Source organism: Bacillus spongiae, assembly GCF_037120725.1.
In the GTDB taxonomy this organism is placed as follows: Bacteria; Bacillota; Bacilli; order Bacillales; family Bacillaceae_K; genus Bacillus_CI; species Bacillus_CI spongiae.
Map to the genome: position 1 here is coordinate 132,986 of NZ_JBBAXC010000008.1, position 16,786 is coordinate 149,771.

Consider the following 16,786-nt stretch of genomic DNA (forward strand, 5'->3'; position numbering starts at 1 on the left):
GGAATGGCAAAGCGAGGGCGATGCGTACTTGGGCGTTTCCCACCTCGTTTTCTTTTATGTAAAAAATACAATGGTAAATGAAGAAAGGGGTAATACATATGAATGCGCTTAAAGACTTTTATAGGAAAAATTTTAACAGAATTTTTGATGTTTGGAGTATTTTAACGCTAGTGGCATATATATTTTATTTTTCCAGACTAGATTACGGAGATTACGCTCATTGGACGAATGTTGTTTCGGTATGCCTTGCAATTGGGTGGCTTATCATAGTAGGTATTGCATATTATTTGAGGTTTACAGATTATCGAATTATAAAGAAGAGAGTAAAGAAGAGAATAGAATCATAGATTTCAAGCATCCTTTAAAGGGTGCTTTTTCTTATTAAAAGTATCGTAACTTAAAAGCATTAACACCGTTATCACTACTCGCTAAAATAAAGATATAAAGACGTGTCCTATCTTAGTGTCATAAATATATGCGAGTACGTGATGAAATAAGGTTACGCTAGAGTATCAACGGTGGGTCAAGACTTGAACGGACAAATGGAAGCGTTAAGGAAAGAGGGTTGCGAAAAGAGTTACTCGGAAAAATTTCACCGGAACGAAAACCGATTGACCCGAATTCCAATCGCTACTATCTACGATAGAGGATGGCGACACCACGAAGTTGGAACATTTTGCTAGGTCGATGTCAGAAGCGTTGACAGTCGTTAAGGAACTATTCGATTGTGGCGTAAGGGTGCACGTATTGAATATGGGACTAATCGAAAACACACCAACAGGACGGTTATTAGTTACGGTCATGAGCGGGTTCGCTGAGTTTGGAGGAACCTTATAGTGTAGCGCACGCAGGAAGGGAAGACGATTGCAAAACAACGCGACGATTTTCGTGAAGGAAGGCCGAAAAAGTATTCGAAGAAACAGATAGAACATGTGTTAGGATTGCTTGATGCGTATTCGTATGAACAGGTGGAAGAAAATGAATAGAATCAGCAAATCGACGTTAATTCTAGCGAAACGAAGAAGTTGGCGGAGTAAATTTTGCGCCCCCTAAGCCACCCTGTCGCGCACTTTCATATAGAAGAGTTGATTGATGCTGTTATAGATGTAAATAGTTTTTATGTTAAACATTATCGACAACCTAGATGAACCGTCAAATGGCGGTCTTTTTTTAACTTTCGGCACACAGTCAACGAGCTCACAACGAATGGGGGCGTGGATAAAACACCGGGACCTTCGTCAGACGCATCTAAAATCCGAGCGTTAAATTTTCACTTTGACACCTGAGCCCATTGAATCGTTGCTTTATACACTAACGGTGCAGTAGGAAATTCGTCGGTGTGTTCAACTGCAACCGTACAACTATCGCGTGAACCTAAGGACTTGTATTTATCGCCTAGTTTTATAACGTCTGCAATTACTTTATATTCGCTAGGTACATAGAGAAATGAGACTTCTTCGTTCATGGTACGGCCTCCTTTTCGATATGATTTGATACATATCAATACATTCCTTCCTCTAATAATTGGTATTATATAAATAATGTAAAATGGTAGCAAAAAACTAAATAATACGAAGTCATTTCGCAAAAAAAAACGCATTAAGCTTTTTATTCCGAGGATGAACCTAGGTAGCGTTAACAAGTAGTGTAATGGATAACACGTAAGATTCCGGTTCTTGAAATAGGGGTTCGATTCCCTTCGAGGGCGTACTGAAAGTAAAAGATAATAGAGGCCCATGCGTTAATGTTGCGCATGGGCCTTTTTGTTTTTTGGTCACTAGGGGAGCATGATTCCAGTTCATGAGATGAGGGGACATCAATCATTGACTAACTGTTGCATGAAAGTATAAAAGAACTGAAACGTCGTTACTGTCCTTTCACTAAAAAGATTTGGAGAAGCTAACTTCTTAAACACTTTTTCATTCACTATTGTAAGGGTCTACTTCTTGAAATAGAAAAAGCCAAATTCCGTGATGGAACTCGGCTTACTGTGTTTCTGTAACGCCATTTAGACGTCGGATTTTAATAGTGAATATAAATATTGTGTGAATATATTTGACCGTAGGTCATAGCTTCTGTTTCAGGGACATTAGGTTCATACAAATAAAATTCAACTCTATACGTTCCAGATGAACCAAAGTACTTATTTATATCTAAAGACTTTGTTGGTGAGCGGAAAGAAAAGTATCCCCCACCTTCGAAAAATCTACTATGATAAACCCATTTACCCCCAGTGTATTTTTCAATCGTTATTTGGTACATAACAGTTCCTCCACATGTAGAAGAAGGCTTAGAAGCATATACATCGACTGTTTTAGCACCAGGCTGGTAGTAGTTAGTGTAATCAGTATTGACATATGCACTACAAACTCCAGTTGAGCCGTTCCCAGCATGGGCTTCGGTCATGGTTAGAGAAAATAGGCTAATTATTAATATCGGGATCGTAATGATAAATTTCTTCAATTGATTCATTTGTTATCACCTCATATCATACATATAATTATTATAGTAAAATTATAGCATTTTAGTTTAATTGTGTATATGAAAGGATAGGTTAGAGGCTATAACATGAAAAATACAAGACATGACTGATGAGCACATCCTCTTGTGGCAAAAACACCGAACGACGGATGACAGCTCTAGCCAATACATAAGAGGAAACAAGCAAAGGACGACATCGCGATAATGAAACATCTAACAACATTCACTACTACACTTCCACTAGTGTATATAGAGTACTTTCAACTGTATATCACGGGTAACGGCTGTTTTATATATATGATTAACGTTTGGACGTTGATAATTACTAGTATACAGCAAGTTAGACTAAATCAATTTGTAAAGTACCACCTAAAGATGTATTGGATTGGGTGTCATACTTGTTGAAGGAAATAAGTTAATGATAAATTAATGAAAGGCAAATAAGTTGAATGAAGGTTATGTTTTGTCTCTAATTCTAAAAGAGCGCTAACTATTTCGTTTGACGAATTCCTGTACGCTGAATAGTGTTAAAAAGGAGAGCATCTCAAAGGTTATGGCTGAAAAAAATAAACAAATCCATTTTTTTGACGGGAAAATTTGCAAATAGCTAGAAAAAAACGGTATTCTCATATAAGAAGGATAGTAGGAAAGAATCGCTATCAACTAAGTATCCCTTCTTCTATTAGAAGAAGGGATATAGTTAAGGGAGCAGGACGTATTGAAGGAAATTATTTTTTATACAAGAAAACAGTGTTCACTTTGTGAGGAAGCTAAGCAAACTTTATTGCTCGTTCAAGAAGATATTCCATTTTCTCTTGTAGAACGTGATATTAGTGAGAAGGATGAGTGGACAGAACAGTTTGGTTTAATGATTCCTGTTGTAGAAATTGAGGGAGAAATTGTACAATTTGGAGTTGTTGATTTTTATTCAATAAGTAAACGTTTACAACAAGAATTGTGAGTTGAATTAAGCATACAACCCTGTTACAATAGGTTTTGAAGGCAGGGATAAATTTTTTTATCGGTTGTGGGACATAATATGTCTTAGTGGGACGTATTTTGACCAAATTGTTTAAGGAGCTTTTATATGAAATCAATCATTGAAATACAAAAACAATTATTACCGGACCTGCTTGAGATTATGCAAAAAAGGTATCAGATTCTTCAATCTATCCGCTTTTTACAGCCCGTCGGAAGAAGAAGTCTAGCTGGAACGTTAGGTTTAACTGAGCGTGTTTTACGTAGTGAGGTTGATTTTCTTAAAAAACAAGACCTTATTGATATTAAAACCGCAGGGATGAGCGTAACAGCAGAAGGTCAGTCATTATTAATGCAACTTCAAGATATGATGCGTGAAATATCAGGTTTGAACATTATGGAGAAAGCGCTAGAAGAGCAGTTACGGCTTCAAAAAGTCGTTGTTGTACCTGGAGATAGTGATGAGTCCCCATGGATTAAAGAAGAATTAGGAAGAGCGACAGCATCTAGTATGAAAGAGCGCCTAATAGGAAATAATATCATCGCTGTAACCGGTGGCACCACGATGGCAGCCGTAGCAGAAATGCTTACGCCGAATTTCTCAGAAAAGGAAATTTTGTTCGTACCTGCACGAGGGGGTATTGGGGAAGATGTCAAAAATCAAGCCAATACAATTTGTGCTCAAATGGCTGAAATCACTGGTGCTAAGCATCGGGTACTGTACGTACCGGATCAGGTGAGTAAGGAAGTGTATCACTCCTTAATGAAAGAGCCAGATATTCGAGAAGTCATGACGCTCATTACGTCAGCTAATATTGTGCTTCATGGAATTGGTGATGCTATGACGATGGCTCGACGGCGAAAAACGAGTGAAGAAGATATCCGAAAGATTTCATCTAATGAGGCAGTTGGGGAAGCCTTTGGATATTATTTTAATGAACAAGGTGAGGTTGTGCATAAAGTTCCCACCATTGGCTTACAGCTTCATGACTTATCTGACATTCCAAACGTATTTGCAGTCGCAGGTGGGACCTCAAAGGCGAAAGGAATTCGTTCGTATTTAAAAAGTGCCCCTTCAAAAACCGTTTTAATTACGGATGAAGGTGCAGCAACAGAGCTTTTAAAAGGGTAAAAACCTTTTGAAATATATATACTAGCCTTATTTATTTAAAGGAGGAAGTTATTCATGGCAGTAAAAATTGGTATTAATGGTTTTGGACGTATAGGACGTATAGTATTTCGTGCAGCAATGGCTAACCCAAATGTAGAGGTTGTCGCTGTTAACGATTTAACGGATGCAAATATGCTAGCTCACCTTCTACAATATGATTCAGTTCACGGTACACTTGATTCAAAAGTAACAGTGGATGGCGACTATTTAGTAGTTGGCGATAGCCGTGTGAAGGTTCTTGCAGAGCGTGACCCAGCTCAACTTGGATGGGGAGATCTTGGTGTAGAAGTAGTTGTTGAATCAACTGGTCGCTTCACTAAACGTGCGGATGCTTCTAAACACTTAGAAGCAGGTGCGAAAAAGGTAGTTATCTCTGCTCCAGCTTCTGAAGAAGATATTACAATTGTAATGGGTGTTAACCATGAGAAATATGATGCAGCAAATCATCACGTAATTTCTAATGCATCTTGTACAACAAACTGTCTTGCTCCATTTGCAAAAGTACTTAATGACAAATTCGGTATTAAACGTGGTATGATGACAACTGTTCATGCTTATACAAATGACCAACAAATATTAGATTTACCACATAAAGACTATCGTCGTGCTCGTGCAGCGGGTGAATCAATTATTCCTACAACTACAGGGGCAGCAAAAGCAGTTGCACTAGTTTTACCTGAGTTAAAAGGAAAACTTAACGGTATGGCAATGCGTGTTCCAACACCTAACGTTTCAGTTGTAGACCTTGTAGCGGAAATTGACAAAACTGTTACAGCTGAAGAAATTAATGCGGCATTCAAAGAAGCTGCTGAAGGTGAACTGAAAGGTATTCTTGAATATTCTGAAGAGCCACTAGTATCCCGTGATTACAACGGAAATGCTGCTTCTTCTACAATTGATGCTCTTTCAACTATGGTATTAGAAGATAACATGGTAAAAGTACTTTCATGGTATGACAATGAAAGTGGATACTCTAACCGAGTTGTGGATTTAGTAGACTATATCGCTTCAAAAGGTCTTTAATACAATCCAACATTTATTGCCTTTTCAATAGGATATTATTGAATTGTGTGGTAGCATCTATAATGGATGAAAAGGGGAGTGGGGAAAATTCCCTCTTCCCTTTTCTAGTTTTTTTGGGGCATTAGCCCGTTAAATAAAAAAGGAGGCCTTTTGCAATGAACAAACAGAGTGTTAAAGATGTTGATGTAAAAGGAAAACGTGTATTTTGCCGAGTGGACTTTAACGTACCAATGAAAGATGGTGTGATTACAGACGAAACTCGTATACGAGCAGCATTACCAACGATCCAATATTTAGTTGAACAAGGAGCGAAAGTGATTTTAGCTAGCCACCTTGGCCGTCCAAAAGGACAAGTGGTGGAAGAGCTTCGTTTAACACCAGTTGCCAAACGATTAGCTGAGCACCTTGATACAAATGTAAGAAAAGCAGATGAAGCATTCGGTGAAACGGTAAAAGCTGAAATTGCTTCAATGCAAGATGGAGATGTACTGCTTCTAGAAAATGTACGCTTCTATCCTGGTGAAACAAAAAATGATTCTGAACTAGCGAAGAACTTCGCTGATTTAGCAGACCTTTATGTGAATGATGCATTTGGAGCTGCACACCGCGCTCATGCTTCAACGGCGGGGATTGCAGAGCATTTGCCTGCTGTTGCTGGTTTCTTATTAGAGAAAGAGCTTGAAGTACTTGGTAAAGCATTATCAAATCCAGAGCGACCTTTTACCGCGATTATCGGTGGGGCAAAGGTAAAGGATAAAATTGGTGTAATTGAAAACCTTTTAGATAAAGTAGATAATTTAATTATTGGCGGTGGATTAGCCTACACCTTTGTGAAAGCGAAAGGCCATGAAGTCGGCAAATCTTTACTTGAAGAAGACAAAATTGATTTAGCAAATGAATTTATGACAAAGGCTAGAGAAAAAGGCGTTAAGTTTTATATGCCTGTTGATGTCATTGTTGCTGATGATTTCTCTGATTCAGCGAACCAAAAGATTGTTCCAATTGAAGAAATTCCTGCAGAGTGGGAAGCTCTCGATATTGGACCGAAAACACAAGAGCTTTATTCTGGAGTAATTAAAGAATCTAAGCTAGTGATTTGGAATGGGCCAATGGGTGTATTTGAGCTAGAATCGTTTGCTGGTGGAACAAAAGCTGTAGGTCAAGCGTTAGCTGATTCGACAGATACATATTCTGTCATTGGTGGTGGAGATTCAGCTGCGGCTGTTGAAAAATTTGGTATAGCCAATAAAATGAGTCATATTTCAACTGGTGGTGGAGCATCTCTAGAATTTATGGAAGGGAAAGACCTTCCAGGCGTCGTAGCCCTAAACGATAAGTAAACTAACAGAAGAAAGCAAGTACTTTCTTGAAAGGACGGGGAAATATGCGCAAACCAATCATTGCAGGAAACTGGAAAATGCATAAAACGATGGAGGAAGCAAAAGCTTTTGCTGAAGAAGTAAACGGGCTTGCTCCTAGTAAAGATCGTATTGATGCGGTCATTTGTTCTCCTGCTCTATTTTTAGAGCGCTTAGTGGAAATCACTAAGGAGTATAATATTGAAATCGGTGCTCAAAATATGCACTATGAAGAAAGTGGAGCTTTTACGGGTGAAGTTAGCCCAACAGCTTTAGCAGACTTAGGTGTTCAATATGTAATTCTTGGCCATTCAGAACGACGTGAGATGTTCAATGAAACGGATGAAGCTGTGAACAAAAAAACAATTGCTGCGTTTAAGCATGATTTAACACCAATTGTTTGTGTAGGTGAAACATTGGCAGAGCGTGAAAATGATCAAACGATGACGATTGTTGGCGATCAAGTGAAAAAAGCCCTTATTGGATTATCGGAAGATCAAGTAAAGAAAACCGTTATTGCGTATGAGCCTATTTGGGCAATTGGAACTGGAAAATCTTCTACAGCAGCAGATGCAAATGAAGTGTGTGCGTACATTCGTAAAGTCGTTGCAACTGAATTTACACAAGAAGCAGCAGATGCACTTCGTATTCAGTATGGTGGAAGTGTTAAACCAGCAAACATCCAAGAATATATGGCGCAGCCAGATATTGATGGTGCCTTAGTGGGTGGGGCGAGCTTAGAGCCGAAATCTTATGTTCAATTACTGGAGGCAGGTTCTCATGAGTAAAGCCCCAGTAGCCCTAATTATTTTAGATGGTTTTGCTTTTCGCGACGAGGTGAAAGGAAATGCTGTTACTCAAGCGAATAAGCCTAACTTTGACCGCTACTGGGAGACATTTCCTCACAATACGTTAAAAGCTTCTGGTGAAGCAGTAGGATTACCTGAAGGACAAATGGGGAATTCCGAAGTAGGTCATTTAAATATTGGTGCTGGTCGCGTTGTATATCAAAGCTTAACTAGGGTAAATGTTGCCATTCGTGAAGGTGAATTTGAGCAAAATGAAACGTTTCAAGCAGCAATGGAGCATGCAAAAGTAAAGAAAAAGGCTCTTCACCTAATAGGATTACTTTCAGATGGTGGAGTTCATAGCCATATCAATCATATGTATGCCCTCTTAAAGCTAGCGAAAGCAGAGGGTGTTGAAAAGGTCTATGTACACGGCTTTTTAGACGGACGTGATGTTGGTCCTCAGACAGCTGAAAAGTATATTCGTGAAGCTGAACAACAAATGAAAGAAATTGGTGTGGGAGAGTTTGCTTCCATTTCTGGTCGATATTATTCAATGGACCGTGATAAGCGTTGGGATCGTGTAGAGAAATCTTATCGTAGCATGGTATACGGCGAAGGTCCGTCCTACACTACGGCTTTGGAAGTAGTAGAGGATTCTTATCAAAATGGAATTTATGATGAATTTGTGATACCGTCTGTGATTACGAAAGAAAATGGAGAGCCTGTTGCAACGATTCAGGATGAAGATGCAGTAATTTTCTATAACTTCCGTCCAGACCGTGCGATTCAAATATCAAATACATTTACAAATCTTGATTTCCGTTCATTTGATCGAGGTGAAAAACACCCGAAGGATCTTCATTTCGTCTGCTTTACTCACTTCAGTGAAACGGTTAAAGGCTATGTAGCATTTAAGCCAGTTAACCTGGATAATACACTAGGGGAAGTATTAGCTCAAAATAATATGAAGCAGCTTAGAATTGCTGAGACGGAAAAATATCCGCATGTTACATTCTTCATGAGCGGAGGACGTGAAGCGGAATTTCCAGGTGAAACAAGAATTTTAATTGATTCACCTAAGGTAGCAACTTATGATTTGAAACCGGAGATGAGTGCTTACGAGGTGACGGATGCCCTATTAAGTGAAATTGCGAATGATAAGCATGATGCGATCATTTTAAATTTTGCCAACCCTGATATGGTTGGTCACTCGGGTATGTTAGAACCAACGATAAAAGCGATTGAAGCTGTTGATGAATGTCTAGGGAAAATAGTTGATGCTATTTTGGAAAAAGGTGGATCTGCTATTATCACTGCTGACCACGGAAATGCTGATGAAGTGATGACGTTAGAGGGTGCACCGATGACGGCTCATACGACAAATCCAGTTCCCGTTATTGTGACGAAAAAAGGATTGGACATTCGCGATGGTGGAATTCTTGGAGACCTTGCTCCTACTGTTCTAGATTTATTAAATGTTAATAAGCCAACCGAAATGACTGGAAAATCATTAATAAAAAAATAATATTAAAGGAGATTTACAATATGCCATTTATTACAGAAGTATATGCACGTGAAGTATTAGATTCTCGTGGTAACCCAACAATTGAAGTAGAAGTGTACACTCAATCTGGTGCATTTGGTCGTGCACTTGTCCCAAGTGGAGCATCAACTGGTGAGTATGAGGCCGTTGAATTACGCGATGGTGATAAGGGACGTTATTTAGGTAAAGGTGTTCAAAAAGCGGTAGAAAACGTAAACGAAGTGATTGCAGAAGAGTTAATCGGCTTCGATGTGACGGATCAAGTAGGAATCGATAAAGCAATGATCGAGCTTGATGGTACAGAAAACAAAGGGAAGTTAGGAGCAAATGCAATCCTAGGTGTTTCCATGGCAGCAGCTCGTGCAGCAGCAGATCTATTAGGTCTTGAGCTTTACCAATATCTTGGAGGCTTCAACACTAAACAACTTCCAGTTCCAATGATGAACATTGTCAATGGTGGAGAACACGCTGATAACAATGTGGATATTCAAGAATTTATGGTAATGCCTGTAGGAGCTCCTACGTTTAAAGAAGCTCTTCGTATAGGTGCAGAAATCTTCCATAGCCTAAAATCAGTTCTTAAAGATAAAGGATATAACACAGCGGTAGGTGACGAAGGTGGATTTGCGCCTAACTTAAAATCAAATGAAGAAGCGCTTTCTACAATTATTGAAGCCATTGAAAATGCTGGATATAAACCAGGAGAAGAAGTTCTATTAGCAATGGATGTAGCATCTTCTGAGTTATTTAATAAAGAAGATGGCAAGTATCACCTATCTGGAGAAGGGGTTGTTCGTACTTCTGAAGAAATGGTTGATTGGTACGAAGAAATGGTAAATAAATATCCAATTATCTCAATTGAAGATGGTCTTGATGAGAATGACTGGAAAGGTCATAAACTGTTAACAGATCGTATTGGACACAAAGTTCAGCTTGTTGGTGATGACCTGTTTGTCACAAATACAGCTAAGCTTTCTCAAGGAATTGAGCAAGGTGTAGGAAACTCTATTCTAGTTAAAGTAAACCAAATCGGTACATTAACAGAAACGTTTGATGCGATTGAAATGGCAAAACGCGCTGGTTATACAGCGGTTATTTCTCACCGTTCTGGTGAAACGGAAGATAGCACCATTGCAGACATTGCGGTAGCAACAAATGCTGGTCAAATTAAAACAGGTGCTCCATCTCGTACAGACCGTGTTGCAAAATATAACCAACTTTTACGCATCGAAGATCAATTAGCTGACACAGCACAATACTTAGGTGCAAAAACATTTTATAACTTGAAATAATAAACTTTGAACGGTCTTCTATATAGTTGACATTGTTCATGAGATGACCTCGGAATCGCCCGAGGTCATCTTTTTTTATGGGTTGCTTTCTTTCGATATTAACGATTTCTCAATTCCTCAAATCGTATCCACGTTTATATTGCTCCTCCATCCTATTGTTCATTTACATAGAAATTATGGCGTAAGTATCCGCTAGTCAATTTTCTAAAAAACAAATTAAATAATAGGCTCTATTTGACATACTACTGACACATCTCTGTCCTACTATAATAGCTATCAAAATGTAGAGAAAAAATAATGATGATTGTATGAAGTGAAATTATAAATGACAAAATACTTATACAAACTAGAACGTGAATTTGTATTTATTGATGTCTACATAATTTGAACAATTGGAGGCATCCTTCTTATTCGTTAATGCTTATTTCATATTCAAGTTCTTTTTTCGTTCATTCTCTATATTCTGAGTAGTAATACTGCTTTTCACACCATTTATCGATGTAACAGAATGAACCCAATCGTATTTTGCTAAAATAATTAATCCCTATATTTCCATTTTTTTGATAGGAACTAATGATGTCCCTTCAATTACATAATCTCGAAAAGAGGTGTAGACGATGAAGTCTGTACGAGGAATCGTATTAAGCTCTTTGTTATTATTATCAGGATGTGCTGTTGCCTTTAGCAAAAATGTAGGTGAAAGCGAACAAGATAGTAGTTTACCTGTCATAGCACAGGATGGAGAAGTAGTGGGCATTGCTGAGATATCCGCAACGTCCGTTCAAGAATTGGTTGATCAGTTTTATCAAAACCTTGTTCAGGAAACAGATGAATACTTAGTAGTAAAGGACTTCTCTTCAAAAGAAGAACTTGTTAATCATCTTTCTAAGTATGCACAAAGAGAGTTTGCCGAGAAACAAGTTAATAGCCTTTATGAAGAAGAGAGCGGTCAATTACGATTAATTGCTCAGGAAACAAAGCAGCCTTTACAAGAGACAGAAGAAGTAACCTTAAACAAAATTAGCGATACGGAATATGTAGCTACTCAAGGAAATGAAACGGATTTATTGGGTGTACAGACTGTCGAAATGGTTTTTGTATATGAAAATAATAAATGGTTAATTTCGGATAGTAAATCTTATCCTGACTTGGCTGATGACTATATGAGTACATTAGCATTAATTAACAAACGCTATTTCCTCCCGTCTGATTATGTTCCAGTAGAATTAGTAGAGCCTAATGTTCCTTTTACATTTGAAGAAAACTTACCGAAAAAACTTATGGTTCAGGAAGCGGCGCTAGCATTAGAGGAGTTATTTTCTGCTGCGAAAAAAGATGGGATTGACCTTTTGGCTGTCTCAGGATATCGTTCATACGACGATCAAACGTCGATTTTTGCTTGGAATTCCAATCTTCATGGAGAAGAAGAAGCCAATCAATTCAGTGCGCGTCCTGGTCATAGTGAACATCAATCAGGCCTAGCCATGGATGTTTCAAGTAAAAGTGTCTCTTATGCATTAATAGAAGAATTTGGTGAAACAATGGAAGGGATATGGATTGCTGAACATAGTGCAGACTACGGATTTATTATTCGTTATCCAGAAGGAAAAGAAGAAATAACCGGGTATACTTATGAGCCTTGGCACCTCCGCTTTGTAGGGAAAGAAGCGGCAAAAGAGATATGGAGAGAAGAAATTACTTTAGAAGAGTATTTGGGGGAAATGTAGTAAGAATAATAACAATCATTCAAAAAAAGACTGTTCTGCTTTCCTTCTTATTGTGAGCGGTATTTCAATATGATAAAATAAAAATACCGTTATGTTCGTTCAGGAGGTGGATAGCATGTTCGCATTTTTAGTAACATTACTTGTTATTGATTGTATAGCTCTTATTGCTGTAGTTTTACTCCAATCAGGAAAGAGTGCAGGGTTATCAGGTGCCATATCAGGTGGTGCAGAACAACTTTTTGGAAAACAAAAAGCTCGTGGAATTGATTTAGTACTACATCGAGTAACCACTGTACTTTCAGTATTATTCTTTGTTTTAACTATCGCGGTTGCCTACTTTGCTTAATTAGATAGGAAAAAGATAGAGCCTGATCCCCTGGGGACAGGCTTTTCTTGTTATTCTTCCTATCTAGGTTCCGTATTTTCTAGATTTTTCTGTTTCATGTGAAAGAATTCATGCTGAGTCTGAGGCACTATTTCCCTATAGATTTTTCAGTTTGAAGTCAGGGAATTGGATTGAGGATCCCCAATATGTTTACAATAATAGTAGAGAGAGATTACATGTTTAACATGGCTTAGCGTTAATATAAAGGAGTTAAAGCGAAATGAAAACAGTTTTACCAAAACCATTTACTTTTCAAGCAGGAAAACGAGCAGTATTATTACTTCACGGATTTACAGGTAATTCTGCTGATGTACGGATGCTCGGACGATTTTTAGAAAAAAACGGATATTCATCCCATGCTCCACATTATAGAGGGCATGGAGTACCACCTGAGGAGCTTGTTCATTTTGGACCACATGATTGGTGGATTGACGTCATGAAGGGCTATGACTACCTAAGAAGTCTTGGGTATGAAGAGATTGCGGTGGCAGGTCTATCTTTAGGTGGGGTATTTTCATTGAAATTAGGATACACTGTACCTGTAAAGGGGATTGTTACCATGTGTGCGCCAATGTATATTAAAAGTGAAGAGGTAATGTATCAAGGTGTCTTAGATTATGCTCGATCATTTAAAAAATTCCTCGGCAAGTCTCCAGAAGAAATTGACGAAGAAATGATTGAATTTGCTAAAACACCAATGGCCACATTGAAAGCGTTGCAGCAGTTAATTTCTGATGTTCGTCAGCACGTCGATATGATTTATACACCGACATTTGTTTTACAAGCTAGGCACGATGAAATGATTAATACAAACTCAGCCAATATTATTTACAATGAAATTGAGTCTGATCATAAAGATTTAAAGTGGTATGAAGAATCAGGCCATGTCATCACACTGGATAAAGAAAAAGAGCAGCTTCATATAGATGTACTGGAGTTTTTAAATAGCTTAGATTGGAAGGACTAATCATGATGATGTTAGGAGGGAATAGAGTTGGATAAAATGATTAAAGAGCATGTGGATCGCTTGTTAACCTACATGAAGGAAGAGTCATATAAACCATTAACAGTTCAAGAACTTGAAGAGTCTTTAGGAATTGAAGATTCTTCAGATTTTAAAATTTTTGTTAAAGCGCTCGTTCATATGGAAGAAAAAGGATTAGTGGTCCGTACGAGAAGCAATCGTTATGGCTTACCTGAGAAAATGAATTTAATTAGAGGGAAATTAACGGCTCACGCGAAAGGTTTTGCGTTTGTGATTCCAGAAGAGCAAGGAATGGATGATATTTTTATCCCACCAAGTGAGACGAATAATGCGATGCATGGAGATATCGTTTTAGTGAGGGTTGCTGCTTCCAGTTCGGGTTCAAGGCGTGAAGGGTCTGTTATTCGCATTTTAGAACGAGGAGTTCAAAAAATTGTAGGTACTTATACAGAGAGCCAACATTTTGGCTTTGTGATTCCGGATGATAAGAAATTTGCCAGCGATATTTTTATTCCTAAAAATGATAATTTAGGAGCAGTGGAAGGGCATAAAGTAGTTGTCGAGCTTACGTCTTATCCTGAAGGAAGAAAAAGTGCAGAAGGTGAAATTATCGAGATCTTAGGTCATAAGAATGATCCGGGTGTTGATATCTTATCGATTATACATAAGCATGGAATCACAGTAGAGTTTCCTAAGGAAGTAATGGACCAAGCGAATAAGGCTCCGGATGAAATTGATCCAACGGAAATAGAAAACCGTCGTGATCTCCGTAATGATACGATTGTTACAATCGACGGCGCAGATGCAAAAGACTTAGATGATGCAGTATCTGTCGTGATCTTAAAGAACGGAAATTATCAGCTTTCTGTCCATATAGCTGACGTAAGTTATTATGTTACGGAAGGGTCTGCTATTGACGAAGAAGCATTTGAACGCGGGACGAGTGTGTATTTAGTTGACCGTGTCATTCCCATGATTCCCCATCGTTTATCTAATGGGATTTGTTCTTTAAATCCTAAAGTCGATCGATTAACACTTTCTTGTCAAATGGAAATAGCACCAGATGGAGAAGTTGTTCACCATGAAATATTTCAAAGTGTCATAAAAACGAATGAACGAATGACGTATTCCGATGTAAATAAAATCCTTGTTGATCAAGATGAAGAATTAATTGAACGCTACAATTCGCTTGTTCCGATGTTTCAAGAAATGGAGAAGCTCGCCGAAATTTTACGAAGTAAAAGGATGAACCGTGGAGCAATCGACTTTGATTTTAAAGAATCAAAAGTCCTTGTTGATGAAGAAGGAGCCCCGCTGGAAGTTGTTCTGCGTGAACGGTCAGTAGCCGAAAGGCTAATTGAAGAATTTATGCTAGCAGCGAATGAAACGGTAGCGGAACATTTCCATTGGATGGAAGTTCCCTTTATTTATCGTATACATGAGGATCCGAAGGAAGAGAAATTACAACGCTTTTTCGAATTCATCACAAACTTTGGGATGGTTGTTAAAGGGAAAGCAAACGCTGTACATCCTCGTGCCCTACAAGATATTATTGAAGAAGTCGAAGGGAAGCCAGAGGAAATGGTTGTTTCGACGATGATGCTTCGTTCTATGCAACAAGCAAAATATGACGAAGAAAGTTTGGGCCACTTTGGGTTATCTACAGAATTTTATACTCATTTTACTTCTCCAATTCGTCGTTATCCTGATTTAATCGTTCATCGACTTATTCGTACGTATTTAATCGAAGGAAAGCTAGATGATACTACGCAAAGTAAATGGGACGCTTTAATGCCTGAAATCGCTGAACATACATCAAGTCGAGAACGACGAGCTGTCGATGCAGAGCGTGAAACGGACGATTTGAAAAAAACAGAATTTATGTTAAATAAAATTGGGGAAGAATATGAAGGGATGATTAGTTCTGTCACAAACTTCGGTATGTTTGTAGAACTCCCTAATACCATTGAAGGTCTAGTTCACGTGAGTTATATGACAGACGATTATTACCGATATGATGAACGGCATATGGCGATGATTGGGGAACGGACAGGAAATGTTTTTAGAATTGGCGATGAAATTTCTGTTCGTGTTGTAAACGTAAACAAAGATGAACGAGCGATTGACTTTGAAATTGTTGGAATGGTTAGTAATCGACAACCACTAAGAGGTGAAAGACCAAAAGCCATTCGTGCTAATCAAAAGGATTCAAGCAGAAGGCGTGGTAGCGGGGGAAATCATCGAGATAATGAGAAGCAGGGAGAGTGGTCAACACGACCGCCAAAGAAAAAAAAGAAAAAGAAAAATAAACGATTTTTTGAAAACGCTCCTGCGGTTAAGCGAAAAAAGAAGAAAAAAAGGTAATTTGAGCGGAAGGAACGTAGAATAACAAAGGTTATAAAGGATTTTCCTTTTAACCTTTGTTAAAGGGCAGAATAGAGTGATGCTTTTTCTGATAAACAGTGTGAAAGGAGATTCATTACACTCCCTATAGTACTTGCGCTTTTCTTTGTTTTCGGTACAATAAGAAGCACAGAGAGATAGAAAAGGGGGATGCCACATGCCAAAAGGAGAAGGCAAACTGATTGCCCAAAATAAAAAAGCTCGCCATGATTATACAATAGAAGAAACGTATGAAGCAGGTATTGTGTTACAAGGAACGGAAATTAAATCTGTGCGAGCGGGAAAAGTCAATCTAAAGGATTCTTATGCTCGAATCGAGCATGGAGAAGTGTTTATTGTAGGCATGCACATTAGCCCGTATGAGCAAGGGAACCGTTACAATCATGATCCATTACGAACGAGAAAGCTATTGCTCCATCGTAAGCAAATTCATACTCTTATTGGGGATACAAAGGAACAAGGTTATTCACTAATACCACTGAAAATGTATATAAAAAATGGATTTGCTAAAGTATTGTTAGGCTTAGCACGCGGTAAAAAGAAGTATGATAAACGTGAAGATTTGAAGAAGAAAGAAGCAAATCGTGCAATTCAACGAGCACTAGTCCAAAAGCAAAAAGGAACCTATTGACTCCTAGTATATTACAAT

General features: G+C 38.3%; 14 protein-coding genes and 1 pseudogene. 13 read left to right on the forward strand and 2 right to left on the reverse strand.

Annotated features, from left to right (window positions below):
* Positions 1 to 518: 518 nt before the first annotated feature.
* Positions 519 to 1,053 (forward strand): annotated as a pseudogene (locus tag WAK64_RS11480) (recombinase family protein).
* A gap of 217 nt (positions 1,054 to 1,270) precedes the next feature.
* Here WAK64_RS11480 and WAK64_RS11485 read toward each other — a convergent pair.
* Positions 1,271 to 1,465: a hypothetical protein gene (locus WAK64_RS11485; RefSeq protein WP_336587118.1), complete on the reverse strand. Its 195-nt coding sequence runs from the start codon at positions 1,463 to 1,465 to the stop codon at positions 1,271 to 1,273.
* 557 nt (positions 1,466 to 2,022) lie between these two features.
* Positions 2,023 to 2,472, reverse strand: coding sequence for a hypothetical protein (locus WAK64_RS11490; RefSeq protein WP_336587119.1), 450 nt, complete (start codon positions 2,470 to 2,472; stop codon positions 2,023 to 2,025).
* A gap of 727 nt (positions 2,473 to 3,199) precedes the next feature.
* Between WAK64_RS11490 and WAK64_RS11495 the strand changes: the two genes are divergently transcribed.
* From WAK64_RS11495 to smpB, 12 genes are all read left to right on the forward strand, one after another.
* Complete coding sequence (locus tag WAK64_RS11495; protein WP_336587120.1) at positions 3,200 to 3,442, forward strand: glutaredoxin family protein; 243 nt, start codon at positions 3,200 to 3,202, stop codon at positions 3,440 to 3,442.
* A 126-nt stretch (positions 3,443 to 3,568) separates the two neighbouring features.
* On the forward strand, positions 3,569 to 4,591 hold the full coding sequence (locus tag WAK64_RS11500; RefSeq protein ID WP_336587121.1) for a sugar-binding transcriptional regulator: 1,023 nt from the start codon (positions 3,569 to 3,571) through the stop codon (positions 4,589 to 4,591).
* A 54-nt stretch (positions 4,592 to 4,645) separates the two neighbouring features.
* Positions 4,646 to 5,653 carry a type I glyceraldehyde-3-phosphate dehydrogenase gene (gene gap, locus WAK64_RS11505; RefSeq protein ID WP_336587122.1) on the forward strand — a complete coding sequence of 336 codons (1,008 nt, stop codon included), beginning with the start codon at positions 4,646 to 4,648 and terminating at the stop codon, positions 5,651 to 5,653.
* Between the two features lie 155 nt (positions 5,654 to 5,808).
* A complete protein-coding gene (locus WAK64_RS11510; RefSeq protein ID WP_336587123.1) occupies positions 5,809 to 6,993 on the forward strand; it encodes a phosphoglycerate kinase in 1,185 nt (394 codons plus the stop codon).
* Between the two features lie 44 nt (positions 6,994 to 7,037).
* Positions 7,038 to 7,799, forward strand: a complete 762-nt coding sequence (gene tpiA / locus WAK64_RS11515) for a triose-phosphate isomerase (RefSeq protein WP_336587124.1) — start codon at positions 7,038 to 7,040, stop codon at positions 7,797 to 7,799.
* Positions 7,792 to 9,327, forward strand: a complete 1,536-nt coding sequence (gpmI, locus tag WAK64_RS11520) for a 2,3-bisphosphoglycerate-independent phosphoglycerate mutase (protein ID WP_336587125.1) — start codon at positions 7,792 to 7,794, stop codon at positions 9,325 to 9,327. Before tpiA ends, gpmI begins: the two co-directional genes overlap by 8 nt.
* A 20-nt stretch (positions 9,328 to 9,347) precedes the next feature.
* Positions 9,348 to 10,637, forward strand: coding sequence for a phosphopyruvate hydratase (gene eno, locus WAK64_RS11525; RefSeq protein ID WP_336587126.1), 1,290 nt, complete (start codon positions 9,348 to 9,350; stop codon positions 10,635 to 10,637).
* Between the two features lie 617 nt (positions 10,638 to 11,254).
* Positions 11,255 to 12,364, forward strand: coding sequence for a D-alanyl-D-alanine carboxypeptidase family protein (locus WAK64_RS11530; protein WP_336587127.1), 1,110 nt, complete (start codon positions 11,255 to 11,257; stop codon positions 12,362 to 12,364).
* Positions 12,365 to 12,479: 115 nt separating this feature from the next.
* Complete coding sequence (gene secG / locus WAK64_RS11535) at positions 12,480 to 12,710, forward strand: preprotein translocase subunit SecG (protein ID WP_336587128.1); 231 nt, start codon at positions 12,480 to 12,482, stop codon at positions 12,708 to 12,710.
* A 259-nt stretch (positions 12,711 to 12,969) separates the two neighbouring features.
* On the forward strand, positions 12,970 to 13,716 hold the full coding sequence (locus WAK64_RS11540) for an alpha/beta hydrolase (protein WP_336587129.1): 747 nt from the start codon (positions 12,970 to 12,972) through the stop codon (positions 13,714 to 13,716).
* A gap of 36 nt (positions 13,717 to 13,752) precedes the next feature.
* Positions 13,753 to 16,098: a ribonuclease R gene (rnr, locus tag WAK64_RS11545; protein ID WP_419465933.1), complete on the forward strand. Its 2,346-nt coding sequence runs from the start codon at positions 13,753 to 13,755 to the stop codon at positions 16,096 to 16,098.
* 196 nt (positions 16,099 to 16,294) lie between these two features.
* On the forward strand, positions 16,295 to 16,768 hold the full coding sequence (gene smpB, locus WAK64_RS11550) for an SsrA-binding protein SmpB (RefSeq protein WP_336587131.1): 474 nt from the start codon (positions 16,295 to 16,297) through the stop codon (positions 16,766 to 16,768).
* The last annotated feature ends 18 nt before the right edge of the window (positions 16,769 to 16,786 follow it).